Below are 24596 nucleotides of genomic sequence, written 5' to 3' on the forward strand. Positions count from 1 at the left end.
TGCGCTCGTCCGGACGGAAAATCCAAATATTCACTCAGGAGGCAAACTTATGACACCGAAATATCTGACCGCTCTCGCGGCTGTAGCACTCGCAATGCCCACTCTGGCCACTGCACAATCGGCAGCCGACGCAAATGGAGATGGCGTGTTGACCATCGAAGAGGTTCAAGCCGTCGTGCCCGAGGTTAACGCCGATACGTTCTCGGCCATGGATGCAAATGGGGATGGCGCATTAGATGCGGATGAAATCGCCATTGCACAAGAAGCTGGTCTGCTGCCCCCAAGCAACGGCTGATTGCTGACATTTTTCAGCGGCCCGAGTAAAATCGGGCCGCTTTTCAATTTCTTACAACGGCAAGTGAATGTTGAATTTGGCGCGAATTTCCGCGTCCAGCAGAGGGTCGAAATTCGCTGCAGACGGGCTGGAGAGGATTTCGTTTTTCCTTGCGATGGCCTTTTTGATCAGATCTGGCTTGTCCAATTCCGCCCATTCCTTGGGTGAGGTGCGGTCGCCGAAGGTTGGATACACATAGTCCGCCTGCATCCGGCTAAGCGTCGCATCCGTACCGAGATAGTGGCCGGGCCCGCCCATACACACCTCGGCGATTTGATCCAGCGCCAGGGTTTCGTCCGACACCTCAATTCCACGCACGCAGCGTTGTGCCTGTCCGATCAGGTCATCGCCCAGGATCAGGCTCTCAAGGCAGAACCCGAGAAGGGACGCGTGCATACCGGCAGCCTCGTAGATCATATTGGCGCCGGATAGGCCGGTCATGACGTTTGAACACATCTGCTCCCATCCGGCCTGCATGTCGGGCAGTTTCGAATCCGACGCTCCGGCAGCGGTTCCACCCGGAAGGTTGTAGAAATTATGCATCTGGGCGCATCCCGCGCTCAGCAGCGCCTGTTCGCCCGATCCCACGGACATCGCCCCAGTGCGGAGGTCCAGACCGAAGGGCCAAGTGCCAAACACGGCAGGCGCGCCGGGCACCACGGCGTTTACGTAGACCAGACCGGCCAGGCATTCCGCGGTCGCTTGAGTGATTGCCCCTGCGATGGTCGACGGTGCAGTTGCTCCGGCCATGCCAGCCGACAGCAACAGGACCGGCATCCCAGCTTTGATCACCGCTTCCATGACCTCGCAGCTTTCGGTTGCGAATTTCATGGGCGGCACAACAAAGCAGTTCGAGTTCGAGATGAAAGGACGTTCGCGCCATTTATCCTCACCGCCGGCGATCATGTGGATCATCTCCATCGCCGGGGCGACGTGGCTGGGTTCGGTAAAGGAGGTACCGATATGTTTGAAAGTACCCGCGCACGCCGCGTAGATCGTGTTCAGGTCCATCTCGAGGTTGTCGGCGATGTCACGGCACACCATGGGGCGCTGAACGAAGTGGATATTGTCGAGCTGCTCGCATATGCGAGAGGCATCGTGCAGGTCCTGCACGGTCGAGTCGCGGTAGTTCCGCCCATCCACATCGACCATACTAACCGCGGCACCCGCCGTGCCGTAGTGAACCTTCGTCCCGCTCAGCTCCAGATCCGTCTTGCCGTTTCGACTATATAGAGTGACCGAGCGGTTTGCCTTTGCGATCGTGTCCTCGACCAGTGCGCGAGGGAAACGAATGCGCCCATCGTCACCAAGACTGCACCCAGCGCCTACCAGATAGTCGATCCCGCTTTGCGGAGCGTCCGCCAGCCCGATGGTTTCCAGAGCCTGAAGCGCCGCTTCGTGAATACGCTCCATCTGCGCTTGGGTCAGAGGCTTGTAGGTGCCGCCCTCCATCCCCGGGCGGACCGGGCGCAGGTGGTCGGGCAGGGCTGCGGCGCGGGCGGCACGACGCGCTGCGCGTCCGCCAGTTCTTGCAGAGCTGCGAGTTTGTTCGTTCATTTTAGGTATCCGATTATTCAGGTGATTGAGATTGCGATCAAAATCAGACCTGTGCTGGGCGTCCCCGTGCCGCACGCCCACGATCCGCGCCAATCGTGCGGCTGATCAGACGTATTTTCCAGACTTCGTTGTGCATTCAGTTCCTCGGACTTTCAGCCCTATCCTGAGCAGCGGTAGATTTAAGTCTGTTCTGTTTGCGACCTAGCTGTCAATTATGTTGCTTTCTCGGTCACATGACGTTTGCCCATTGTCTTTTCCACAGGACTGCTTTTATTGTGTCCGAACGGGCTTGGCGATTTTGACGCCCATAAGTCCCGCTTTTTTGAGTTTCGCTGCTGTGCCGCATGTGATGATCGATCTTTCACGGCATGGCAGACCGATTGTGCCCCCGTCGGGGCAATGGAGTGCCTGAGCCCGGAAAATTCCGGGCGAAAGGAATAAATGGGCAGGCAGCGACCAAGATCGCGCCTGTCGGAGAAGAACCGCGATGACGCGCGCGCAACGTTTGAGAGACCGGGCAGGGGGCCACAGCGCCAGACCCTGCCGCGCGCCGTCTGATATCGCCCGTACAAGTCACCTCCCCAAAAGTGCCTGTCCGCCTGGATGGGTCAGGACAACGCGTTTGGCGCGGTGCATCAAGGACACATGGCTAAGAAAATGCTTATCGATGCCACCCACGCCGAGGAAACTCGGGTTGTGGTGGTTGACGGAAACAAGGTCGAGGAGTTCGATTTTGAATCCGAAAACAAACGCCAGCTTGCTGGCAATATCTATCTAGCAAAAGTTACCCGGGTCGAACCGTCTCTGCAGGCGGCATTCGTGGACTATGGCGGCAATCGCCATGGTTTCTTGGCGTTTTCGGAAATTCATCCCGACTATTATCAGATCCCCGTCGCCGACCGTGAGGCGCTGATGGAGGAAGAGCGCGCCTATGCCGAGGCGATGAAGGCGCGTGATGAGGCCGAGGAAGCCAAGCCCAAGAAACGCCGCTCGCGGTCGCGCAGCAAGGCAGCAAACGTCAAGTCGAACGATCCGGTCGAGACATTGGATGTCACGTCCGAGCCGACGGGTATGGAGACCATTGATCTCGACGACAGCGAAGAGAGTGATGATCTGACAGTGCCCGAGGGGACCTCTCCGATGGAGACGGTTGCCGAGACGCCGGTGGAAGAACCTTCTGAGGATGAAGCGTCTGAGAGCACTGACGCGCCGACCGCAGAAGAAGAGACTGCTGAGGTCGAGACCGTTGAGGCGACCTCTGATGAGCAGGCTGAAACCGACGCGGAAGCGCAGCCCGAAGCTACTGCTGATGCGGAAGAAGCAGAGGCTGACTCCGAGGAAACCGCGCAGGCTGCGCCTGAGGCAGAAACCACTGAGACAGAGCCTGCCGAAGGCGACGACTCCGACGATGAAGATAAAAAGTCTGATCCGACCGCCAAGGATGATTCGATTGAATCGGTCGCAGATGAGGACGACAGCGAGGATATCCGTCCTCCGCGCAAGCCGCGCCCGCGCCGCTACAAGATCCAGGAAGTGATCAAAGTGCGCCAGGTTCTGCTGGTGCAGGTCGTCAAAGAAGAACGGGGCAACAAGGGCGCCGCGCTGACCACCTATCTGTCGCTGGCCGGTCGCTACTGCGTCCTGATGCCCAACACCGCACGCGGCGGCGGCATCAGCCGCAAGATCACCAACGCGCCCGACCGCAAGAAGCTGAAGGAAATCGCTGCCGAGATTGACGTGCCAACTGGCGCCGGCCTGATCATCCGGACCGCAGGGGCCAAACGCACGAAGTCCGAGATCAAGCGCGACTATGAATACCTGCAGCGCATGTGGGAGCAGATTCGCGAGCTGACGCTGAAATCCATCGCGCCCGCAAAAATCTATGAGGAAGGCGACCTGATCAAACGGTCGATCCGTGACCTCTATAACCGCGACATCGACGAGGTCTTGGTCGAAGGCGAGGGCGGTTACCGTATCGCCAAGGACTTCATGAAGATGATCATGCCGTCCCACGCCAAGAACGTGAAAAGGTATGAAGACGCGTTGCCTCTGTTCGCGCGCTATCAGGTGGAAAGCTATCTGGCCGGGATGTTCAACCCGACCGTACAGCTGAAATCCGGTGGCTACATCGTGATCGGCGTGACCGAAGCGCTGGTGGCGATCGACGTGAACTCGGGTCGGGCGACCAAGGAAGGCTCGATCGAGGAAACCGCGCTCAAGACCAACCTTGAGGCCGCCGAGGAAGTGGCGCGCCAGTTGCGCCTGCGTGACCTTGCCGGTCTGATCGTCATCGACTTCATCGATATGGACGAGCGCAAGAACAACACGGCGGTCGAAAAACGCCTGAAGGACAAGCTGAAAACCGACCGCGCGCGTATTCAGGTGGGTCGTATCTCGGGCTTTGGCCTGTTGGAGATGAGCCGCCAGCGCCTGCGCCCCGGTATGCTCGAGGCGACGACGCAGCCGTGCCCGGCCTGTCATGGCACCGGCCTGATCCGCTCGGACGACAACATGGCGCTGTCAATCCTGCGCCAGATCGAGGAAGAAGGCACCCGCCGCCGCTCTCGCGAGGTTCTGGTGCGCTGCCCGGTCAGCATTGCCAACTTCCTGATGAACCAGAAGCGCGAACATATCGCCCAGATTGAGGCGCGCTATGGTCTGTCCGTGCGCGTCGAAGGCGACATGCATCTGGTCAGCCCTGATTTCTCGCTTGAGAAGTTCAAGACCGCCAGCCGGATCGTGCCCGAAGCGACCGCTCCGGTCGTGTCCGTCGATGCGTCACTGATGGATCTGGTTGACGCAACCGAAGAGGAAGAGACCGAAGAAGAGGCGGTTCAGGCCGAAGAAGAATCCAAGCCCAAGCGCAAGCGTCGTCGTCGTCGCCGTAAGAAGGGCGGTAGCGATCAGCAAGAGGCTGAGGCATCGGAAGCGGCTGAAGACTCGGCTGCCGAGGCTTCCTCGGACGAAACCAAGACGGAAGACGTTCCTGAGGCATCGGACGAGGACGAAAAGCCGGCCAAGCCCAAGCGCCGCCGTGCGCCGCGTCGCAAGAAGAAAGACGTTGAAGCCGAAGCGCAGGATGCCCCCGAACAGGAGGCTGAGGCTAAGGAAGACATCCCAGTGGGAGCAACCGATGTGGTTGCAGAGGCTGAGGTTGCTCCGGAACAGGTTGAAGAGGCTCCTGCGGAAGTCGCGGAGGTTGCAGAAGCCACACCGGAACCGGCTCAAGAGATCGAAGAAACTGCTGAGGCTGTTGAAACCGCAGAGGCCGCTGAGGCGGTGGAAGCAGAAGAACCGGTCGAAGCTCAACCGGCTGAGGAACCCGCTCCGGTCGAAGAGGTTGCCGAGGTTGAGGCCGCACCCGCAGTAGAAGAAACCGCAGCCGAGCCCGTTCTGGAAACGGTTTCGGAAGAGCCGGAACAACCGGCAGAGCCGCCCAAGCCAAAACGGCGCGGTTGGTGGTCGCTGGGAAGCTAAAATGAAAAGGCGGGCTTGAGGCCCGCCTTTTTCGTTTGATAGTTTGGGTCTTAGCCCGCTTTCTGGATCAGATACACCTGATGGCCGTTCTCTTCCCCTTGCGACAGTAGCGTGTGGCCGCTCTCCGCGCAAAAATGCGGGACATCAACTATCGCCGCAGGATCATCTGCCAGCACGCGCAACACGGCACCATCGGGCAAAGACTTCAACCTTTTGCGCGCTTTCAACACGGGCAAAGGGCACAGCAGACCCACGGCATCGAGGGTTTCAGTAGGATTAGACATAAGGCTCAGATATTTCGCCCAAGGCGCAGTGTCCAGCGCGCAACCACGAGGATGTGACTTAATAGCCCCGTGACGAAGCCGCCTCCATACCATATGTGCTGAAACATGTTCGGAATAGATATCATCGACGCGGGTCTGCTGCCTGCTATGTTCATTGCCCTGATCGGCGGTTTGATCAGCTTTCTGTCGCCCTGTGTGCTGCCCATCGTGCCGCCGTATCTGGCGTATATGAGCGGCGTCAGCATCAACGAAATGCAGGATCAGGCCCGCGCCCGGCGCAAGGCGACTTTGACCGCCTTGTTCTTCGTTTTGGGTCTGTCGACCGTGTTCCTGCTGCTTGGCTTTACCGCCTCGGCCTTCGGGGCGTTTGTTCTGAAAAATCAGGTGCTTTTCGCCAAACTCTCGGGTGCGGTGGTGATTGTCTTTGGTCTGCACTTTCTGAACGTTTTCCGCATACCTCTACTTGACCGCGAAGCGCGGGTTGAAACCGGTGACTCCGGCGGTACGGTCTTTGGCGCCTATATTCTGGGTCTCGCTTTTGCCTTTGGCTGGACGCCGTGTATTGGCCCTCAGTTGGGTGCAATCCTGTCGCTGGCCGCATCTGAGGCGTCGGTCGCGCGGGGCACTTTGTTGCTCGGCGTCTATGCGGCGGGTCTGGGCATCCCGTTCCTGCTGGCTGCGATGTTCCTGAATCGCTCGATGGGTGTCATGAACCGGATCAAACCCTATATGGGCACGATCGAGAAGGTCATGGGCGGGCTTCTTCTGTTCGTGGGCATCATGCTGATCACGGGCCTCTTCACCGAATTCAGCTGGTGGCTGCTGGAAACCTTCCCGGCGCTGGCGGTTCTGGGCTGATCCACCTTACCTTGGCCGCAATGCTGCGTTAACCTGCGCAGCAGAAGGTAAGGCCATGAGCAGTCAGATAAATCAGCCACAGCTGCGCAGGCGGCATGTGTTATACATTCCCGGCTACGACCCGATCCCTGCGCGGCGTTACCGCGAGCTGTACCGGACCGAGTCGCAAGCGCAGGCTAAGATCTCGGGATATCAGGTCACGCTTGCGCCTAAGACGGGCAATGGCCCGTTTGGCTGGCATGTTTCGTCCGTTCAGGACGGGGTTGAGGTTCAAACGGATGTCGAGGTTCTGGTTTGGTCCGATATCGTGCAGGACAGCATGTCGGGCTCAATTCTGGCGACCTACCGGCAACTTGGTCAGACTGCGTGGACCTATATCTCAACAGGAACTTTGAAGAGACTGCAGAAACTGAGAAAAGGCCCGGTGATTGCGGCGCTCTATCCGGTGGGGATGCTGCTGCTGCAACTTCTCGCCGCCGTATTCGTCGTGTTCCTTGCGGTCACTCTGGCTGGATGGTGGGGGCTGCTGCCGGGTTTGGCTTTGGCCTATGGCTTGCTGAGCTGGTTCCGCAAAATCGACAATCGGCTTTTCGCCTATTACCTGATGCATGATTACGCATACTCGGCGCAATTTCAGGGGGAGACGCCGGACAAGCTGCAGCACCGTCTTGAGGAGTTCGCGGATTTGATCGAGGCCGCGCTAGAGACGGATGTGGATGAGGTTCTGGTCGTCGGCCATAGCTCGGGGGCGCATCTTGGCGTTTCTGTTCTGGCGGATGTTTTGCGCAGACAGACCGCAGGTGGGCCAGCACTGTCGTTTCTGACACTCGGGCAAGTGGTTCCGATGGTCTCGTTCCTACCCAATGCGCAGAAACTCAGGTCGGACCTTCAGTTCCTGTCTACGCAAACCTATTTGACATGGGTGGATGTCTCAGCGCCCGGTGATGGCTGTTCTTTCGCCCTATGTGATCCGGTCGCCGTTAGCGGTGTCGCGGGTCCCGCCAAGAAATGGCCTTTGGTCCTGTCCGCCGCGTTTACACAGACGCTGTCGCACGAGCGGTGGAAAGCCTTGCGGTGGAGGTTTTTCCGGCTGCATTTTCAATACCTCTGCGCCTTTGATCGACCGGGCACATATGACTATTTTCGCATCACTGCGGGACCTCTGACACTGGCAGAACGGTTCAAAGACCGCGCGCCTTCGAACAGCCGGATCGAGACGCCGGTTTCCAGATACACGGATACGTGCTGATGAAGCCGCCCAAGCCGCAGTCTCGCCCGGATCGTGTGTCTCTCTGGCGCTATCTGAAATTGTTCCGGCAGGACCTGCTGTCAGCGCAGCCTCAGCGCCTCTATCGCGCGTGGATGGCTGAGTTTCGCACGCCTTTCTTCAGGTCCTACATGATCAATCAGCCGGATTTGGTGGATGAGGTCCTCAAGAAACGTCCAGATGATTTTCCGAAATCCAATCGCATCAGCGAGGGGTTGCGGCCGTTGCTCGGGGATTCCGTGTTTCTGACCAACGGCGCGATGTGGAAGCACCAGCGTCGTATCATTGACCCTGCTTTTGAGGGCGGTCGGCTGAAGGATACGTTCCCTGCCATGCTCGCCGCCGCTGACGCTTGTGTGGATCGGCTGCGCCCTTTGGCGGGAACGCAAGTCGAGTGTGAACAGGTCACCAGCCATGCCGCCGCTGATGTGATTTTCCGAACCCTGTTTTCCGTGCCCATCGAGCAAAACATTGCCGCACAGGTGTTCGATAGGTTCCGGGCCTATCAGCGTGAGCAGCCCTTGTTGAACCTCGCCGCCTTTGTGCCGCTCCCACGTTGGTTGCCCCGGTTTCATTCGCCAAAGACGCGCGGAACCGCGCAAGAGATCCGCGCCCTGATTGCCAAACTCACGAAAGATCGGGCTGCGGCGATTGCTGCGGATCGCGCGCCTGATGATCTGGCAACCAAGATCATGACGACTCACGACCCGGAAACCGGCAAGTGTTTTGAACCGGAGGAGATGGTCGATCAGGTTGCGATCTTTTTTCTGGCCGGACACGAAACCAGCGCGTCGGCCCTAGCGTGGACTTTCTACCTGATGGCGCTGTACCCCGAGTGGCAGGAGAGATTGGCGAATGAAGCAGAAGCGCTTGAGGACCGGTCTTTCGCGGTGATGTCCAAGCTGAAACTCAGCCGGGATGTGTTCCGCGAGGCCCTGAGGCTCTATCCGCCGGTGCCGATGATGGTCCGGAAGGCCAGTTGCCCCGAGAGGTTTCGCAACAGAGACATTCCAAAAGGCTCACAGATCGTTATCAGCCCATGGCATCTGCATCGGCAGGAACGGCTGTGGGACAACCCGGATGGTTTCGATCCCAATCGTTGGGGCACGGAAAACGGCAAAACCTGTCAGCGCGAAGCCTACATTCCCTTCTCGAGCGGCCCTCGCGTCTGTCCCGGGGCCGGGTTTGCGATGGTCGAGGGGCCATTGATCCTATCCACACTGCTGCGCCATTTCAGATTCGAAACAATCCCGGACAAAACGCCCGTTCCGGTGGCTCATCTGACGGTCAGATCGCAGGATGGCATTTGGTTGCGCGTGGTTGAGCGCTAACAAACTACCATCACCCAGAACTGTGCTGTATGCGGTGAAGGAAATCGGAATCAGTCTTGAACGGGAAAATACTATGTCCAAAGCAGAACAGCGCGCGCAGATGTCAGACGGAGCAGGCTTTATTGCAGCACTGGATCAAAGCGGCGGATCAACCCCGAAAGCTCTGGCACTCTACGGTGTGGACGCTGCGCAATACGCCTCGGAAGAAGAGATGTTCGGCGAAATCCAGAACATGCGCGCGCGGATCATCCTGGCGGATGACTTCACCAAGGACAAAGTGATCGGCGCGATTCTGTTCGAACGCACTCTTGGCGAAGAGATCGAAGGTCGCAAGGTTGCCGATTACCTGTGGTCCGTCAAAGGGATCGTGCCGTTTCTGAAAATCGACAAGGGTCTGGAAGAGACTGCAAACGGTGTGCAAATGATGAAGCCGATCCCAGGCCTGGCCGAGACTCTGGCCCAAGCGGAAAGCGTGTTTGGCACCAAAGAGCGCTCGGTTATCCACGAAGCCAACGCCGAAGGCATCGCCGCCGTTGTTGCCCAGCAATTCGACGTGGCCCGCGTTGTGACCGACGCTGGCATGGTTCCGATTGTCGAGCCTGAGGTGAACATCAGCTCGGAGACCAAAGCCGAGGCCGAGGACATCCTGAAAGCTGAAATCCTGAAAAACCTCGACCAACTGGCCGAGGGGCAGGAGGTCATGCTGAAGCTGACCATCCCAAGCTCTGCGAACCTCTATGATGAACTAGCCGATCACCCACGTGTTCTGCGCGTCGTAGCCCTGTCGGGTGGCTACTCGACCGAGCAGGCCTGTGATCTTCTGGGTAAGAACGGCAAGATGATCGCATCTTTCTCGCGCGCACTGACCGAGGGGCTGTCGAAACAGCAATCGGATGCGGAATTCAACGCCGCGCTCGGCAGCAATATCGACAAGATCTTCAAAGCGTCCGCGTGACGCCTAAACCGGTTTGACGAAATCGCGGCGCATCTGTGCCGCTTTTTCCCGGCTGACGCAGCCTATCGCGTGATCATTGATCAGTCCCATCGCCTGCATGAAGGCAAAAACGGTGGTGGGGCCGACAAACTTCCAGCCCCGCTTTTTCAGGTCTTTCGACATCGCCACTGACTCGGCTGAGGTGCTGGCGGTCTGTGGCTCTGGCGGTGAGGTCGGTTCATACCGCCAGACATAGGCCGCGAGGGAACCTTCCTGCGCCACCAACTCCTGCGCGCGACGGGCGTTGTTGATCACAGCTTCGATCTTTCCGCGATGGCGGATGATACCTGCATCTTGCAAAAGGCGTTCGATATCTGCCTCAGAAAAATCGGCCATCTTGTTGAAATCAAAATCGCAAAAGGCACGGCGAAAATTCTCGCGCTTGTTCAGGATCGTGCGCCAGCTGAGGCCGGACTGAAAGCTCTCAAGACACAGTTTTTCGAACAATCGTCGATCATCGGACACCGGGTAACCCCATTCCGTGTCATGATAGTCGAAGAACTCAGGCGCCGCTTGACACCATGCGCATCGGGCGCGCCCATCTGGACTCAAAACTGTTTTGCTCATGAATGTACCTATTTTGTTCTCGCTCAGGCTACACTCAAAGCTGAGGCTCTGACAAGCATCAAAGCTTGTCGCGGTACCAGTTCAGAACGAAAACGCGAATGGCCGATGCCAGCCCCGTTTCAGGGTCACGTGCAACATCAATATCTGCAGCCAAAGCATTGATGGGTTGTTGTTTTTCTTCGGCAATATCGCGAAAGGCACGCCAGAATTCATCCTCAAGCGAAACCGACGTGCGATGACCTTTGAGGGTCAGAGAGCGTTTGACAGGAGGGCCGCTCATTCATCCAGCTCGTGATTGTCCAGATCGCGGGTCTGCTTGTCTTTTTGCAGCTTCACGACCTGTTTTTCGGCCTTGCTGCGCCCGAAGGCGACCGCGTTCTGATCCGCGCGGGCCTTTTTCTCGGCCCGCGCTTTCTCTTTCCGATACCGGTTCAAGTTGACCGGCTTACCCATCAGTCTTTCGGGCCGATCATCTGTTCGGGGCGCACGACGGCGTCAAAGGTCTCTTCATCGACAAAGCCTAGCGCGATGGCCTCTTCCTTGAGGGTCGTGCCGTTCTTATGCGCCGTTTTGGCAACCGTGGTGGCGTTGTCATAGCCGATTGTGGGGGCCAGAGCGGTTACCAGCATCAGCGATTCCTTCATCAGCTTGTCGATGCGCGGTTCGTTGGCTTGAATGCCCGACAGCATCCGTTCGGTAAAGCTGTCGGTGGCGTCGCCCAGCAGTTGGATCGACTGCAGAAGGTTGTAGGACATCATAGGGTTGTAGACATTCAGCTGGAAATGACCCTGAGATCCCGCAAACTTGATCGCAGCATCATTGCCCATGACATGTGCGGCCACCTGAGTGAGGGCTTCGGCCTGTGTCGGGTTCACTTTACCAGGCATAATGGAAGACCCTGGCTCGTTTTCAGGCAGAATTAGCTCGCCCAGACCCGAGCGGGGGCCTGAGCCTAGCAAGCGAATGTCGTTAGCAATCTTGTAGCAAGACCCGGCGATGGTCGCCAATGCACCCGACAAGAAGACCATGGCGTCATGCGCGGCTAGGGCTTCAAATTTGTTCGGAGCGGTTACAAAGGGCAGGCCAGTAATTTCAGCCATGTTAGCTGCGACGGCTTCGTCCCATCCACCATGGGTGTTCAACCCAGTTCCAACGGCGGTACCACCCTGCGCCAGCTCGTAAATACCGGGCATTGCAGCCTCAACGCGGGTAATGCCCTGACGGATCTGATGGGCGTAAGCTCCGAATTCCTGTTCCAGTGTCAGGGGAGTCGCATCCTGCGTATGAGTGCGACCGATCTTGATTATACCCGCGAATTCAGCCGCCTTTTTCTCAAGCGTTTCGGCAAATTTGGTAAGACCGGGCAGCAGCACGTCGCGCACGCTGACCGCAGTTGCGATATGCATCGCGGTCGGGAATGTGTCGTTCGACGATTGGCCCATGTTGCAGTGATCATTTGGGTGAACCGGGTCTTTCGAGCCGATCACGCCGCCCAGAATCTCGATCGCGCGGTTTGCGATCACTTCATTCGAGTTCATGTTGGACTGCGTGCCCGAGCCGGTCTGCCATACGACCAGAGGGAAGTTGTCGTCGAACTTGCCCTCGATCACCTCGCCAGCGGCTTGAATGATCGCGTCGGCGATCTTGGCGTCCAGCTTGCCGGTCGCTTTGTTCTCCATTGCGCAGGCTTTTTTGATCACGCCCAGAGCGCGCACGATGGCTACGGGCTGCTTCTCCCAACCGATGGGGAAGTTCATAATCGAGCGCTGCGTCTGCGCCCCCCAGTACTTGTCAGCGGGAACCTCGAGCGGGCCAAAGCTGTCGGATTCGGTGCGGGTCTGAGACATCGGGTACTCCGTCTGGTATGCAGTTGTATGCCGTTTAGCCAAGGCAGCGCCGCAACGCAATTGGCCAGTTGCGCGCAGCTTAAACTCAACAAAACCCAAGGTATAGGCGCAAGGCGGGTGAAATTGTTCCAATCGCGCGCACGAGCCCCATTGTGCGCGCCTGCCGCTGAGCTACAATATATGTGTGGCCATCGTGGAGGATGAAATGCCAATCTCAGCTCGGATGATCCCGTTGAAAACCATGCTGTTGGCCATAGGGCTGGTCCTGCTTGGCACGCTGGCGAACGCATCCAGTATTACGCCGTTCGTCGGGGATTACACCGGATCCGCCAATGTTGTCGACGTAGATGGAACTGCAACGCCTCGGGATATGAGCGTTTCGATCCATGAAACCCGCCACGGGTTCAATGTCAGCTGGACCACAACGACCTACAAGCTGGACGGGCGAGTTAAGCAACAGAAATTCTCGGTGGATTTTGTGCCCTCGGACCGACCCGATGTGTTTTCGGCTGCTATGCAACGGAATGTATTCGGCCATGAGGTGCCTCTGGATCCGATGAAAGGTGAGCCTTTTGTCTGGGGGCGGATTGAGGGGGACACGATGACCGTGTTTTCCCTGTTTATTGATGCGCAGGGCGGCTACGAACTGCAGCAATATGATCGCACCCTGGCCGAGGGCGGGCTGAACCTGTCTTTCTCGCGTTTTATCAACGGCAACAAATCCCGTGCGGTAGAGACCTTTTTGCAAAAGCAATAAGCCCCGCGTCGGGCGCGGGGCGTGATTGCCTATTTGCGAAAGCTGTCCAATGAGACGACGTCGGCGTCGTGATGAACCTCGGGTTCTTCGACCTCAATTGTCTCTTCTACGAAATCCTCTTCCGTGTCGTCATCCTCGGGACCTTCAAAGCGCAGGCCGAATTCGACGGACGGATCCACGAAGGTTTTAATAGCCGTGTAGGGGATGTAGAGCGGTTCCGGCGCATCGCCGAAGTTCAACGTAATCGCAAAGCCGTTTTCGCCGACCTCAAGGTTTTCGAACCAGTGCTGCATCACAATCGTCATCTCTTCGGGATAGCGGTCACGCAGCCAGTCCGCGATGTCGACGCCGTCTTCTCTTGTATCAAACGTGATGAAGAAATGGTGCGCGCCTGGTAGCCCGGTTTCAGAGACACCGGTCAGAACGGTTTTGATCAGCCCGCGCATGGCGGTGTGCATCAGGTTTCCATAGTCGATGTCTTGCGACATGTGTCATCCTCGAAAGTGGTTGCCTCCAGCATAGGCGTTTTAGCTGGAAACGAAAGGGCGGGTATCGCCGGATTGATCATAATAGCTGGATAGCGATGCCAGTGACGGACATCAGTGCCAGAACCGTTGCCATCCCTAATTTTGCCCGAAAAATCAATACCCCAGCGGCGATAGTGAGCGCAACCGCAGTGAGGTTTAGCGAGTCCCACCCAGGTAGAGGTATCGAGACAGGCCCCCAACTGTATTGCGTGAGCGCACCGAATAGAACGTTCAAGGCGAACCACACGGAGAGGTTGAGAATCACACCTACGACGGCTGCCGTTATGCCATGCAAAGCGGCAGAGAGCCGAGGGCGGGTCGCCAGTTTGTCCAAGTACGGAGCGGCCAGAAAGATCCAAAGGAAACACGGAACGAACGTCGCCCATAGCGCAACCGCACCTGCGGCGAAGGCCAGCGAGACCCCTCCGTTGATTTGTCCGGTCAGCATCGCGACGAATTGCGTGACCAGAATCAACGGCCCGGGGGTGGTTTCCGCAAGGCCCAACGCGTCGATCATCTGGCCGGTGCTGATCCATTGATATTGATCGACCACTGTCTGTGTCATGTAGGCCAAAACAGCGTAGGCCCCGCCAAAGGTCACCACGGCCAGACGGGCGAAGAACCATCCCAAGTCGCTGAGCAATTGATGACCGGACAGGGACAGGAGGACCAATGGTCCGAGCCAGAGCGGCACCCAAATGGCAACCGTGCGTAGGGTGCCGGAAAAACTTGCGCGTGGGGAGGTGTCTTGCTGTGCAACGGGTCCTTTGAAAGACACATAGCCCCATAGCGCGGCGGCCAGAATGATCAGTGGAAAGGGCAAGTTGAACAGGAAGATACCCAGGAACCCGATCCCCGCGATGAGGCGGTGTTCCGTGTCGGTTAATGCCTTTCGTGACAACTTCAGAAGCGCTTGAAGGACGATCACGATGACCGTGGCCTTGATCCCCAGAAAACCGGCTTGCACAAGGGGCAGGGTGCCGAAGCGCGCATAGAGCAGAACCAGCGCAGAGATGACTATTGCCCCCGGCAGAACAAACAGGGTGCCAGCAATCAAGCCTCCGGTCACGCCCCGAAGACGCCAGCCCGCATAAGTGGCCAGCTGCATCGCCTCTGGCCCCGGCAGCAACATGCATAGGGAAAGAGCGCGCAGATAGGTTTCCTCAGACAGCCAGGCGCGACGGTCTACCAACTCCTGATGCATCAAGGATATCTGCGCCGCAGGGCCGCCGAAGGACAAAAGGCCAATTCTGCCGAAGACCAGAACAAGCTCGCGCACCGAAGGCGTCATGTCACGTTAGCCCAACGGTAAAAATGCGCTCGGACAGCTGGATTTTTCGATCACGAAGCATGACCCATTTCCCTGCAATAGCGGCCGCGCACCGAATGCGCGCGGCACGTATGGCCTTAGCTATCGCGTCAGAAACTTTGGGGTCAAGGCGGCTTGGGTGTTCAGCTCCAATCCAGTCTCTGACCGGTCATGCAGACGGGCAGGGTATCCTGCGGGAATTGCCCAAGCTGTTCAAAAAACGATATGAAATCGAACTGGTTGTAGGCCTCCACCATTTTGTCGCCTTTAAAGCGGGCCATGACCTGGCCCGTCACCTCTAGCGGGGCGCCATTGTCGGCGCGGAAGGTTTTGACGTGCAAAATGCCGGATACCCAGTCCCCGTTTTCGATGATCTTTGGCAGTTCGACCGAGATGTCACCCAGAATATGCCGGAAGGCCATCACCAAATCGCGAAAATCATCGGCACCAACCTGCATTTCGGGGATCAGCCCCTCAGCCATAGTGTCCGGCGCAAAGTACTGATCAATCGCATCGGTATTCCCTTGTTCCCAAACTTCGGCATACCACGCTTTCAAGATATCTGAATGGGTCATCCCGGCCCTCCTGTCTGTCTGGGATGACTTTGGACAAAAGAGATGAATAAACTCTGAATCTGAGCCGAAATAAACGCAGACATAAGGTGGGGGAATGCAGGTTTCTGTTGCCAGGTACCTGCGAACCCCGCCTCACGCGGCTAGGCGCAAGGGCTTAAGTTTCGGTCTTGTTACTGCTTACGCAGCAACTGCAACCGGAGCACGATTGTCGTTTGCAATTGTACTAGTTTCGCCGATAACGGTGGCAGACAGCCGAGACAAAGCTAACCCCTTTAGACGTTCGTCGATCCTATTTCGGCCCCAAAATCCTCAAACGAAGGATGGTTGGTGGAGCCGCCGGGTACCGCCCCCGGGTCCGATCCGCTTATTTCGAGCGCGTTTATGTCCATAGTCCCGAAGGACAGAACTTATATAGGTGAGGAGATTTCGGGATGCAAACCCGGAAATGCCCTTAGAGCACTGTAAATCACGGGGTGCGGTTCAGATTTGCGGCGATCAGCCAGACGGCCAGGATCAGTTCAATTCCCCCGAAAATCATGGCCTTAGCAAGTGGTGGATTGTCCAGAAGCACCGACACGAACCGCCCCAAAGCCGCCCCGGCATAGGCTACGCCCAGCATGGCGTATGCCATTGGGTGGTTTAGCCAGATCACGGCGATGCCCGTGACAACGAACAACCCTCCGACCGAGGCGCGCATCTCGCTCAGACCCATGTTGCTGTTCGTCGGGGCCAGATCCAGCGCCGTCGCGGTGTGCAAAGGTGCGAGAAAGCCGAACAGGCCAAAGCCGATGGTCAGCAGAGCCGCGATGACGTTGAGGATATGTACCATGATCGTGCCTTTGTCCGGTTACACCGCGTAGGCGGCGTCAAAGAAGTCTTTCTCCAGCTCGACCGCCTGGTGGAACAGCCGTGTTACTTCGGCTTGCGCCTCTGGCGTCAAGGTGGGCCAGGTTTTGTCGAGCTGCCCGCGCAGATACTCGACCACGCCCTCAAAACCTTTCCCGGCATGTAGCGTGATCCATTCCGCGAACCAGAAGGGTAAATCGGGTTTCGGCGGATTTTCCGGGCTGGCCCAGCTGAGATAGACCCATTCGGCGACAACCAGCACCGCCAGCATATTCTCATACCGGCCCGAGGCTGCGGCCTCGGCCATCAAGTCCTGAAAGGCTTTGGTAGCGGGGGCAGGGTCGCTGCTGGGTTGGGTGCCCAGCGCTTCGAGCGAGCGCAGGAAGTAGGTATTTTCAGGCCCAGTAATCACCGCAAGAAACTGCGCGGCGGGAACGCTGTCGGCCAGGGTGGGCGCGTGTGCAATGGCGCTGGCCAGCAGGCGGACGAAGCCATCGACGAACTGATAGTCCTGTTGCAGATACCAGCGCATCTTGTCCTCGGGCAGGGTGCCGTCTGACAGCTCGCGCGTGAAGGCATGGGTTGTTGCCGCCTGCCAGTCGGCAGCCTTGCCCTGACGCAGCATTTCCGTGGGGCGCGTGTTCTGGGACACTTCGAAAACTCCTAACTTCTTTCAAAGCAGGACAAAGCGGTTTTTCGGAACATGTGCAAGGTGATCGTGCGGCGACTAGATTGCCGACCAAAGTCCTAGTACGCCGACTAAAATCAGGCTGAGTGCCCAGATGAGTTCCAGGTTGAACCAGGTGCGTGATAGGAATTGCAGCCCGAGCCAGCGATAGACGCCATAGGCCAGAAGACCGCCTCCTAGGATCATAGCCGCCGTGTGCAGCGCGGCCACGGCCAGAACCAGCAGGGTGTTTGTTGTCATGATCTGAGAGATGGCTTGATGCCCGGCGTCTAGCTCATCCAAGTTGCAAAGGCCCAGATAGATCGGAACCAGCATCAAGGCCGCGCCATGGGCGAGCGCGACCAGAAAGGACCAAAGCGCGAGTTTGCTGGGCGGCACACGCGACAAGAACCGAGGGTGGTTGCGTGTGACGGCAATATACAGCCCCATCGCAATAACGATCAGCGCCGCCCCAATGCGGATTTCGCGTTGGTAGTCGATCAACACAGCCATCATTGCAAATGGCAGCAGGACTCCCAGCATCGCCAGGAAATGACCGCCCGCAAGTGCCGCCAACGCGCGCCAGAGGGCCGATTGACGTTGCTCCATCAATGCGGATGAGACAGCAAGCGGCCAGCCCATACCGGGATTCAGACCGTGATAGGCACCGCTGAGAACAACGGCCAGCCAGAGGCCAGCCGTTGATGTCATCAGAAATTCCAACTCAGACCGAGGGGTAGCAGAAACTGTCGGTCGAACAGTCTCCACCCTCCAACCGGATCTGGTGGCTGCGATAGCCTTCGGGGAACTCGACCCAGAACTTGGGATCCAAGGTCAGACCGCCGTTCTCGCCGACGTCGGCTTTGACCATGGCTGCGCCCCGTTCACCCGGATAGAACTGGTCGTCCCAAGTGGAATAGAGCGAGTTTGTCCAGTAGACCCGCTTGCCGTCGCGGCTGATTTCAACCATCTGCGGGCCATAGCCAAAGTCCTGACCGTTTGGATGTTTGGTCTTTTTGACGATCCCGCCAATTTCGACCTTGCCCGCTAGTGTCGGGTTCATCGGGTCCGAGACGTCATATTGGTGCATCTCTCCGGTGCCCCAGCAAGCGACATAGAGGTACTTGTCGTCGAGGCTCAGGTCGATATCCGTCACAAGCGGTGGAACGGCCGAGAACCCTTTCAGCAGGTCCGGCAAGTCATCAGGGTCAGCCGGTTGCGGGTCGATGGTGATGGTCTTCTTGGCCTCAAACGTACCGTCATCGTTTCGCCACCATGTGAAGATCGCGCCTTGCAGGTTGGTTGTGTCCACAACGACGCCGCAGAACCCATACTGTTTGACTGGATCGTGAGCCGGGCGGATTTCCAACGCCATCTGGTGGTTTTCCCCCAGATCAATGGTCTGGATATTGGTGCGGCTGCGCAGGTTCCAGAAATGGATGCTGTGACCATATTTGTTGGACAGCAGATCCTCGGCCACGATTCCGTTCTCAAACTGTGGCGGCAAACCCCACTCGGAACTGACCATGTAGTCACGCGGCAGGTTCCACCAGAAATCATAGTGTTTGTCCTGAACGCCGCGCTCGATCTCATACCGTCCGATGATCTCAAAGCTTTCACAATCCATGATGAAGATACCCGGAGGGCCATCGGTCCCATCCTCTCCGCCGCCACCCAGGGTGCTGACATAGATGCCTTCAGGGCCGCAATGAATGGTGTGTGGGCGGGAATATCCTGTTTTTGCAAAGACTTCTTCGGGTTCGATAATCTTGTGGATTTTGGCCTCAAGCGGGTTCTTCACATCGATGACATAGATCCGGCTTGAGCGGATGCCCGGAACGATCAGATAGCGCCGTTCCAGAAACGCGTGCCCCGTCAGCGGCGACAGCGCCGAAGAGCAAGCATTCCAGCCAAAGTGGTGAAATTCATCGCCTTTTTCCGGCATGATGACCTGATGGACGATCTTTCCATAGTCGTCGGAAGTCGGATCGACATTCACAACCGCCAGCCCGTCAGGTTGCGAAAAATCCGGGCTGAGCATCAGCGTAAAAGCAAGCGTCTCAGTGGGGCCCTCCATCGCCAGCTTGGCAGATGGGTAAAAGGTTGGGTCCGGTCTTGTATTCATAACATCCTCCCGTAAGTCATTGATCTTCAATTCGTTCTGAGAGTTCCGGTCTTGGCGCCGGGTGACATCCTGCCTGCTCGTGTTTCCTTTCTGCCTGTTGGTCTGCGTCAGATTTCGGGCCTGAGTGTCAGGCGGTTTTACGTTTGCGCTCGGCCACATCTCGGGCCAGTTGGCGCGTGTAGGTTTCAAGTTCGATCAGCGTCGCGTCCACGGATGGGGCATCGCGCGCCTCAAGCGCGTCGGCGATCTTGGTGTGCAGCGCAATGATCTCTTCGCGCGAGCGCGCGGTGAAGGTGATCATGTTCATCAGCGGCTGCATGGCCTCGACCGCACCCGCCAGTTGATAGGACAGCACTGGATTGTCCGCGCCATCGACCAGCGCGCGGTGAAAGGCGACGTCCGAGGCGCAGAAGGCCTCATCTGTCAGGCCCGGCTGAGTCTGACGAAAGATCTCGGCCCGCATTGTTGCCAGTTGATCCGCGGTGCGGCGTTCGGCCGACAAGGGCGCGCAGGCGCGTTCCAGCGCATACCGCGCCTCGCACGCCGTATCGAAACTGACGGCGTTCATCGACAGCAGCAGGGTCGAGGTGGTTATTTGCTGCGAATAGGCGTCCTCAAAGCTGATCCGGTTCACAAAGGCCCCGCCGGTTGCACCGCGTTGGGTGCGGATCAGGGACTGAGCAGCCAAGCGCTTTAGGGCCTCTCGAACCGTAGGTCGCGACACCTGGAACTGATCTGCAAGTTCAGATTCAGAGGGCAGGCGCTCATCCACGATCAATTCGCCGGACACAATCGCGTTCCGAATGGCCTGTGCGATCTGGGCAGAGAGGTCTGCGGGATTGGCGGGGTCTATCTTCATTTTTGAGCCGGTCTGAAAAATTTATTTGTCTGACATTTAAAAGTCTGACATTTGAAAAGCAAGAGAGTTGAGTCGGAGGATCACATGAGTCGCGCATTATTCCGCAGCGGAATGTGGCTGGCGTTCTATGCTGTGATCCTTTGGGCGTGGTGGGTCATGTTCTCGATGAGCCGCGACATGGACCTCGACTTCCTTGGTCGGCCGGGGCCGATGGGACAGGCCATGGCGGCGATGGACCCGCGCATGGATATGTATATGCCCATGGCCGAGTTTGGTCCGTTGTTCTGGATGTGGGCAATCATGATGGCGGCAATGATGCTGCCGACGCTGGTGCCGACGCTCCGAAGCTATGACGACCTGATCCGTAGCGCCAATGGCACGCGCGCCGGATGGCTGGGCGTTCTGGCCGGGTATTTTATCGTCTGGGTGGGATTTGCGGCGTTCATTGCGGGTGTGCAACTTGCTCTGCTGTTCGGTGGGTTTGTCGATATGCTGGGCATCGCCAAGTCCAATTGGGTGGCCGGAGGGCTGCTGATCGTGGTCGGCGCCTTCCAGTTCACTCGCGCGAAAGAGGTCTGCCACGGCGTTTGTCACGCCCCAATGACGTATTTCCTGGGCCATTGGAAAACCGGCTTTGCGGGCGGTGTGAGAATGGGGCTGGGGCTCGGCGCGTTCTGCGTCGGTTGCTGCTGGGGCTTCATGGCGCTTGGCTTTGTTGGTGGCGTCATGAGCCTTTTGTGGATGGGTCTGGCGACCCTGTTCATGGTTTTGGAAAAACTCCCCCAGATCGGGCATGCTGTGACCCGACCCATGGGGTTCATACTGATCGCAGGCGGTGTTGTGCTGCTGATCTATCCCTTTGCTTACGGAGGATAAGCTGATGGCGAAAAACAGAAAACCCGAGGCCGACCGGCTTCCGATTAGTCAGCGGATCGACAGCCGTATGCCCAACCCCAAACGGCGTGAGATGAGCCCGACGGACTGGTCCATCAAAGGTGAGTTGATCCTGAACTGCTCGTGCGATGTGTTCTGCCCCTGCGTGGTCTCTTTGGGCGCGCACCCTCCGACTGAGGGCCACTGCCACGCCTGGATGGGTGTGATCATCGACGAAGGGCATTTTGAGGGTGAAGATCTGTCGGGCCTGAATGTTGGTCTTCTGGTCGATATTCCGGGTCGCATGGGCGAGGGGCAGTGGAAAGTTGCCGCCTATGTCGATGAACGCGCCAGCGGCAAGGCCTATAACGGGCTGCTGCAGATTTTTAGCGGTCAGGCCGGCGGCACCACTGGCCTGTTCACCATGCTGGTGAGTGAGATCATCGGGGCCGAACGTGCTCCGGTCCAGATCGAACGGGACGGCAACAAGCGAAGGATCGCGATCGGTCGTAAAATCCAAGGCGAGATCGAGATGCTGGGCGGTAAAGACCCTGAGCATCCGGTGATGGTGTCGAACTCCAAATACTGGATGGGGCCGGACATCATCATAGCCCGAGGAAACAAATCGAAAGTGCGCGACTATGGTCGCGTCTGGGATTTCGGCGGTAAATCGGCCGAGATTTGCCCGATCGACTGGCATGGGCCGAAGTGATGATCACCGGAGCCTTTGCCCGAGAAATGGCGCGCTACAACCACTGGCAAAACAGCCAGTTGGCGGAATTTCTTCAAGCGCTTTCGCCCGAAGAACTGATGCAGGAACGTGGTGCTTTTTTCGGCTCGATTATAGGCACGGCGAACCATTTGCTGTGGGGCGACTGGATCTGGATGTCACGCTTTGACAAAGGGCCGGGGCCAGAGAGCAATATCCACCGACCCGGAGGCGGCATCCACGAAAGCGTGCATCTCTGCCCCGATCTCGACAGCTGGCTGGCTGTGCGCGTGGCTATGGATGACCGGATCTCGGATTGGGCGGATACGCTTGGCGATGAGGTCCTTTCGGGGCCTTTCACTTGGTACTCAGCCGCAAAAGAGGCTGATGTCACTTTGCCTTACGCGCAATGCGTGATGCATTTCTTCAACCATCAAACCCATCATCGTGGACAACTCCACAAAATGCTGACCGAAGCCGGTTCCGAGGCCCCGGTCAGCGATCTTTGCTTCATGCCAAAGGAGGGCTGAATGCCGCAAATATCCCTGTCTCGTCGCCTGCGTCGCACGCCGTTTTCCGAAGGCGTCGAAGCCGCTGGTGTCAAAGGCTACACGGTTTACAACCGGATGTTGTTGCCGACGGTTTTTGAAAGTGTCGAGGCCGACTACCATCACCTGAAAAAGAATGTTCAGGTCTGGGACGTTTCCTGTGAACGTCAGGTTGAGCTGCGCGGGCCCGATGCTGCGCGTCTGATGCAAATGCTGACACCGCGTGACCTGCGCGGCATGCTGCCCGGACAGTGCTTCTACGTGCCGATTGTCGACGAAACCGGCGGGATGTTGAACGACCCCGTAGCCGTGAAGCTTTCTGAAGACCGCTGGTGGATCTCTATCGCCGACAGCGATTTATTGCTATGGGTCAAAGGGTTGGCCAACGGATATCGTCTGGATGTGCTGGTTGATGAGCCGGACGTGTCGCCCTTGGGCGTTCAGGGGCCAAAAGCAGATGAACTGATGGCCCGCGTTTTCGGAGACCGTGTACGTGATATTCGTTTCTTCAAGTTCGACATGTTCGAATTCGAAGGGCGCGATCTTGCGGTTGCCCGCTCGGGCTACTCCAAGCAAGGTGGGTTCGAGATCTATGTCGAGGGCAGCGACATCGGTATGCCTCTGTGGAACGCTCTGTTCTCGACGGGCGAAGACCTGGACGTGCGAGCCGGGTGTCCCAACCTGATCGAGCGGATCGAGGGAGGGTTGTTGTCCTACGGCAATGATATGACCGATGACAACACACCGCATGAATGTGGGCTGGGCAAGTTCTGCAATACGCATACCGCCATCGGCTGCGTGGGCCGAGATGCGTTGTTGCGTGTGGCCAAAGAAGGTCCGGTGCAACAGATACGTCCGATTGCGATCGACGGAGATGCGGTGCTGCCTTGTGTCCAGCCGTGGCCTGTCTTTGCGGACGGAAAGCAGGTGGGTCAGGTGACGTCTGCGGCCTGGTCTCCGGATTTCTCGACCAATGTTTCGATTGGTATGGTCAAGTTGAGCCATTGGGACGCCGGAACCAAGGTTGAGGTTGAAACGCCTGACGGTATGCGGAGCGCGACGGTGCAGGCGAAGTTCTGGATATGAGGGCTCATTGCGCGTCTCCACCGGGTTATTTTGAGCCAGCCGTAGGACTTGGCTGGCCGCCAAAAATGAAAGGATAGCAATATGTTCAATGCGTTGGTTATGGAGAAAGATGAAGAAAGCGGTTTGGCCAGCCCCTCGGTGAAGCAGCTCTCGCTGGAGGATCTGCCTGACGGAGAGGTGACGGTCGCTGTTGAGTATTCAACGGTGAACTACAAGGACGGTTTGTGCCTGTCGGCCAAGGGTGGTGGTCTGGTTCGGAACTATCCGCACATTCCCGGTATCGACTATGCCGGGACGGTCGAGGCGTCCTCGGACGACCGCTACAAGCCCGGTGACAAGGTGGTTCTGACCGGCTGGCGTGTGGGTGAGGCCCATTGGGGTGGTTATTCGCAGAAGGCCAACGCTAAGGCCGATTGGTTGGTGCCGTTGCCGGATGGGCTGGACGCTCGACAGGCGATGGCCGTCGGAACGGCTGGGTTTACGGCCATGTTGGCGGTGATGGCTCTGGAGGATCACGGGTTGACGCCGGATCGTGGGCCTGTGCTGGTAACTGGTGCAGCGGGTGGTGTTGGTTCGGTGGCGACGGCCATTTTGGGCAAACTGGGCTATGAGGTCGCAGCTGTGACCGGACGTCCCGAGACCGGCGTCTACCTGAAATCGCTTGGCGCCACGACCATCGTGCCGCGTGAAGAGCTAAACGAGACCACGAAGCGCCCGCTGGAAAGCGAAACCTGGGCGGGCTGTGTCGATGCAGTTGGCGGTGACATGCTGGCGCGCGTTTTGGGTCAGATGAAATACGGTTGCTCGGTCGCCGCAGTCGGTCTTGCTGGCGGAGCGGGGTTGCCTGCAACAGTGATTCCCTTCCTGCTGCGCGGAGTGAACCTTCTGGGGATCGACAGCGTGATGCAGCCCTATGACAACCGCTTGCGAGCTTGGCAGCGCATCGCGACCGACCTGCCGATGGACAAGCTGGAGGCCATGGTGCATCCGGCAGCTCTGTCCGATTTGCCGCAACTGGGTGCGGATATTCTGAAAGGTCAGGTCAAGGGCCGCGTTGTCGTCGACGTAAACGCCTGATCCAAGAAAATAGCCGGGGCAGAACTGCCCTGGCTTAACCTTCTGGGCGGCAAAAGGACCGAAACAGTTCTGGTCATTGCCACAATTCATGCTCATGATTGCTATACATCCCAAATGCGATG

At 57.9% G+C, this 24596-nt stretch carries 26 protein-coding genes and 1 other RNA gene; 12 read left to right on the forward strand and 15 right to left on the reverse strand.

Going from position 1 to position 24596, the window contains the following annotated elements:
* Positions 1-49 precede the first annotated feature (49 nt).
* On the forward strand, positions 50-295 hold the full coding sequence (locus ACXAH8_RS02775) for an EF-hand domain-containing protein (protein WP_170373797.1): 246 nt from the start codon (positions 50-52) through the stop codon (positions 293-295).
* A 51-nt stretch (positions 296-346) separates the two neighbouring features.
* Here ACXAH8_RS02775 and ACXAH8_RS02780 read toward each other — a convergent pair whose 3' ends face one another.
* Positions 347-1891: a trimethylamine methyltransferase family protein gene (locus tag ACXAH8_RS02780; protein WP_475215869.1), complete on the reverse strand. Its 1545-nt coding sequence runs from the start codon at positions 1889-1891 to the stop codon at positions 347-349.
* A gap of 645 nt (positions 1892-2536) precedes the next feature.
* Between ACXAH8_RS02780 and ACXAH8_RS02785 the strand changes: the two genes are divergently transcribed.
* Positions 2537-5368, forward strand: a complete 2832-nt coding sequence (locus ACXAH8_RS02785; RefSeq protein WP_475215872.1) for an Rne/Rng family ribonuclease — start codon at positions 2537-2539, stop codon at positions 5366-5368.
* 50 nt (positions 5369-5418) lie between these two features.
* Here ACXAH8_RS02785 and ACXAH8_RS02790 read toward each other — a convergent pair whose 3' ends face one another.
* Complete coding sequence (locus tag ACXAH8_RS02790) at positions 5419-5652, reverse strand: sulfurtransferase TusA family protein (protein WP_170659611.1); 234 nt, start codon at positions 5650-5652, stop codon at positions 5419-5421.
* Between the two features lie 105 nt (positions 5653-5757).
* Between ACXAH8_RS02790 and ACXAH8_RS02795 the strand changes: the two genes are divergently transcribed.
* The 4 genes from ACXAH8_RS02795 (at position 5758) to ACXAH8_RS02810 (ending at position 10063) form a co-directional block, all read left to right on the forward strand.
* Positions 5758-6510 (forward strand): cytochrome c biogenesis protein CcdA, encoded by a 753-nt coding sequence (locus tag ACXAH8_RS02795; protein ID WP_170458345.1) that lies wholly within the window; start codon positions 5758-5760, stop codon positions 6508-6510.
* A 55-nt stretch (positions 6511-6565) separates the two neighbouring features.
* A complete protein-coding gene (locus ACXAH8_RS02800; RefSeq protein WP_475215875.1) occupies positions 6566-7759 on the forward strand; it encodes a hypothetical protein in 1194 nt (397 codons plus the stop codon).
* The gene (locus ACXAH8_RS02805; protein WP_475215877.1) at positions 7759-9108 is read left to right on the forward strand and encodes a cytochrome P450; all 1350 of its coding nucleotides are present in this window, start codon (positions 7759-7761) and stop codon (positions 9106-9108) included. Before ACXAH8_RS02800 ends, ACXAH8_RS02805 begins: the two co-directional genes overlap by 1 nt.
* A gap of 73 nt (positions 9109-9181) precedes the next feature.
* Entirely contained in the window at positions 9182-10063 is an 882-nt protein-coding gene (locus ACXAH8_RS02810; RefSeq protein ID WP_475215879.1) for a fructose bisphosphate aldolase, read from the forward strand.
* Between the two features lie 3 nt (positions 10064-10066).
* Here ACXAH8_RS02810 and ACXAH8_RS02815 read toward each other — a convergent pair whose 3' ends face one another.
* From ACXAH8_RS02815 to fumC, 4 genes are read right to left on the reverse strand one after another with little or no spacing between them, the layout of a single operon-like run.
* Positions 10067-10669: a DNA-3-methyladenine glycosylase I gene (locus ACXAH8_RS02815; RefSeq protein WP_475215881.1), complete on the reverse strand. Its 603-nt coding sequence runs from the start codon at positions 10667-10669 to the stop codon at positions 10067-10069.
* A 58-nt stretch (positions 10670-10727) separates the two neighbouring features.
* On the reverse strand, positions 10728-10949 hold the full coding sequence (locus tag ACXAH8_RS02820; RefSeq protein ID WP_170466824.1) for a ribbon-helix-helix domain-containing protein: 222 nt from the start codon (positions 10947-10949) through the stop codon (positions 10728-10730).
* Complete coding sequence (locus ACXAH8_RS02825; protein WP_209253623.1) at positions 10946-11122, reverse strand: DUF4169 family protein; 177 nt, start codon at positions 11120-11122, stop codon at positions 10946-10948. Before ACXAH8_RS02825 ends, ACXAH8_RS02820 begins: the two co-directional genes overlap by 4 nt.
* The gene (gene fumC, locus ACXAH8_RS02830) at positions 11122-12516 is read right to left on the reverse strand and encodes a class II fumarate hydratase (protein WP_170548552.1); all 1395 of its coding nucleotides are present in this window, start codon (positions 12514-12516) and stop codon (positions 11122-11124) included. Before fumC ends, ACXAH8_RS02825 begins: the two co-directional genes overlap by 1 nt.
* 241 nt (positions 12517-12757) lie before the next feature.
* On the opposite strand from fumC, the gene ACXAH8_RS02835 reads away from it, so the two are divergent.
* Positions 12758-13273 carry a hypothetical protein gene (locus ACXAH8_RS02835; protein ID WP_475216272.1) on the forward strand — a complete coding sequence of 172 codons (516 nt, stop codon included), beginning with the start codon at positions 12758-12760 and terminating at the stop codon, positions 13271-13273.
* A 29-nt stretch (positions 13274-13302) separates the two neighbouring features.
* On the opposite strand, the gene ACXAH8_RS02840 is transcribed toward ACXAH8_RS02835, so the two are convergent.
* The 9 genes from ACXAH8_RS02840 to ACXAH8_RS02880 all read right to left on the reverse strand — a co-directional run bounded on the left by ACXAH8_RS02840 (position 13303) and on the right by ACXAH8_RS02880 (position 20181).
* Positions 13303-13761 (reverse strand): SspB family protein, encoded by a 459-nt coding sequence (locus tag ACXAH8_RS02840; RefSeq protein ID WP_419738003.1) that lies wholly within the window; start codon positions 13759-13761, stop codon positions 13303-13305.
* A gap of 76 nt (positions 13762-13837) precedes the next feature.
* Entirely contained in the window at positions 13838-15091 is a 1254-nt protein-coding gene (chrA, locus tag ACXAH8_RS02845; RefSeq protein WP_475215884.1) for a chromate efflux transporter, read from the reverse strand.
* A 161-nt stretch (positions 15092-15252) separates the two neighbouring features.
* Complete coding sequence (locus ACXAH8_RS02850) at positions 15253-15684, reverse strand: ester cyclase (RefSeq protein ID WP_475215886.1); 432 nt, start codon at positions 15682-15684, stop codon at positions 15253-15255.
* 93 nt (positions 15685-15777) lie between these two features.
* Positions 15778-16125: a transfer-messenger RNA gene (gene ssrA, locus ACXAH8_RS02855) on the reverse strand.
* A gap of 25 nt (positions 16126-16150) precedes the next feature.
* Complete coding sequence (locus ACXAH8_RS02860) at positions 16151-16513, reverse strand: DUF4345 family protein (protein ID WP_170665087.1); 363 nt, start codon at positions 16511-16513, stop codon at positions 16151-16153.
* 18 nt (positions 16514-16531) lie between these two features.
* Positions 16532-17182, reverse strand: a complete 651-nt coding sequence (locus ACXAH8_RS02865; protein WP_475215889.1) for a TenA family protein — start codon at positions 17180-17182, stop codon at positions 16532-16534.
* Positions 17183-17257: 75 nt separating this feature from the next.
* Positions 17258-17908, reverse strand: coding sequence for a hypothetical protein (locus tag ACXAH8_RS02870; RefSeq protein WP_170373782.1), 651 nt, complete (start codon positions 17906-17908; stop codon positions 17258-17260).
* Between the two features lie 13 nt (positions 17909-17921).
* Positions 17922-19322, reverse strand: a complete 1401-nt coding sequence (locus ACXAH8_RS02875; RefSeq protein WP_170688702.1) for a selenium-binding protein SBP56-related protein — start codon at positions 19320-19322, stop codon at positions 17922-17924.
* A 127-nt stretch (positions 19323-19449) separates the two neighbouring features.
* Complete coding sequence (locus ACXAH8_RS02880) at positions 19450-20181, reverse strand: FadR/GntR family transcriptional regulator (protein ID WP_475215892.1); 732 nt, start codon at positions 20179-20181, stop codon at positions 19450-19452.
* Between the two features lie 84 nt (positions 20182-20265).
* On the opposite strand from ACXAH8_RS02880, the gene ACXAH8_RS02885 reads away from it, so the two are divergent.
* The 5 genes from ACXAH8_RS02885 (at position 20266) to acuI (ending at position 24474) form a co-directional block, all read left to right on the forward strand.
* A complete protein-coding gene (locus ACXAH8_RS02885; protein ID WP_475215894.1) occupies positions 20266-21057 on the forward strand; it encodes a DUF2182 domain-containing protein in 792 nt (263 codons plus the stop codon).
* 4 nt (positions 21058-21061) lie between these two features.
* Positions 21062-21766 carry a DUF1326 domain-containing protein gene (locus tag ACXAH8_RS02890; protein ID WP_475215898.1) on the forward strand — a complete coding sequence of 235 codons (705 nt, stop codon included), beginning with the start codon at positions 21062-21064 and terminating at the stop codon, positions 21764-21766.
* Positions 21766-22293, forward strand: a complete 528-nt coding sequence (locus tag ACXAH8_RS02895; protein ID WP_475216274.1) for a DinB family protein — start codon at positions 21766-21768, stop codon at positions 22291-22293. Before ACXAH8_RS02890 ends, ACXAH8_RS02895 begins: the two co-directional genes overlap by 1 nt.
* Entirely contained in the window at positions 22294-23397 is a 1104-nt protein-coding gene (locus ACXAH8_RS02900; RefSeq protein WP_475215900.1) for a dimethylsulfoniopropionate demethylase, read from the forward strand. It abuts the gene before it with no gap.
* Positions 23398-23478: 81 nt separating this feature from the next.
* Positions 23479-24474, forward strand: coding sequence for an acryloyl-CoA reductase (gene acuI, locus ACXAH8_RS02905; RefSeq protein ID WP_475215902.1), 996 nt, complete (start codon positions 23479-23481; stop codon positions 24472-24474).
* Positions 24475-24596: the final 122 nt, after the last annotated feature.

This window comes from Ruegeria sp. ABV3_008 (assembly GCF_056161185.1).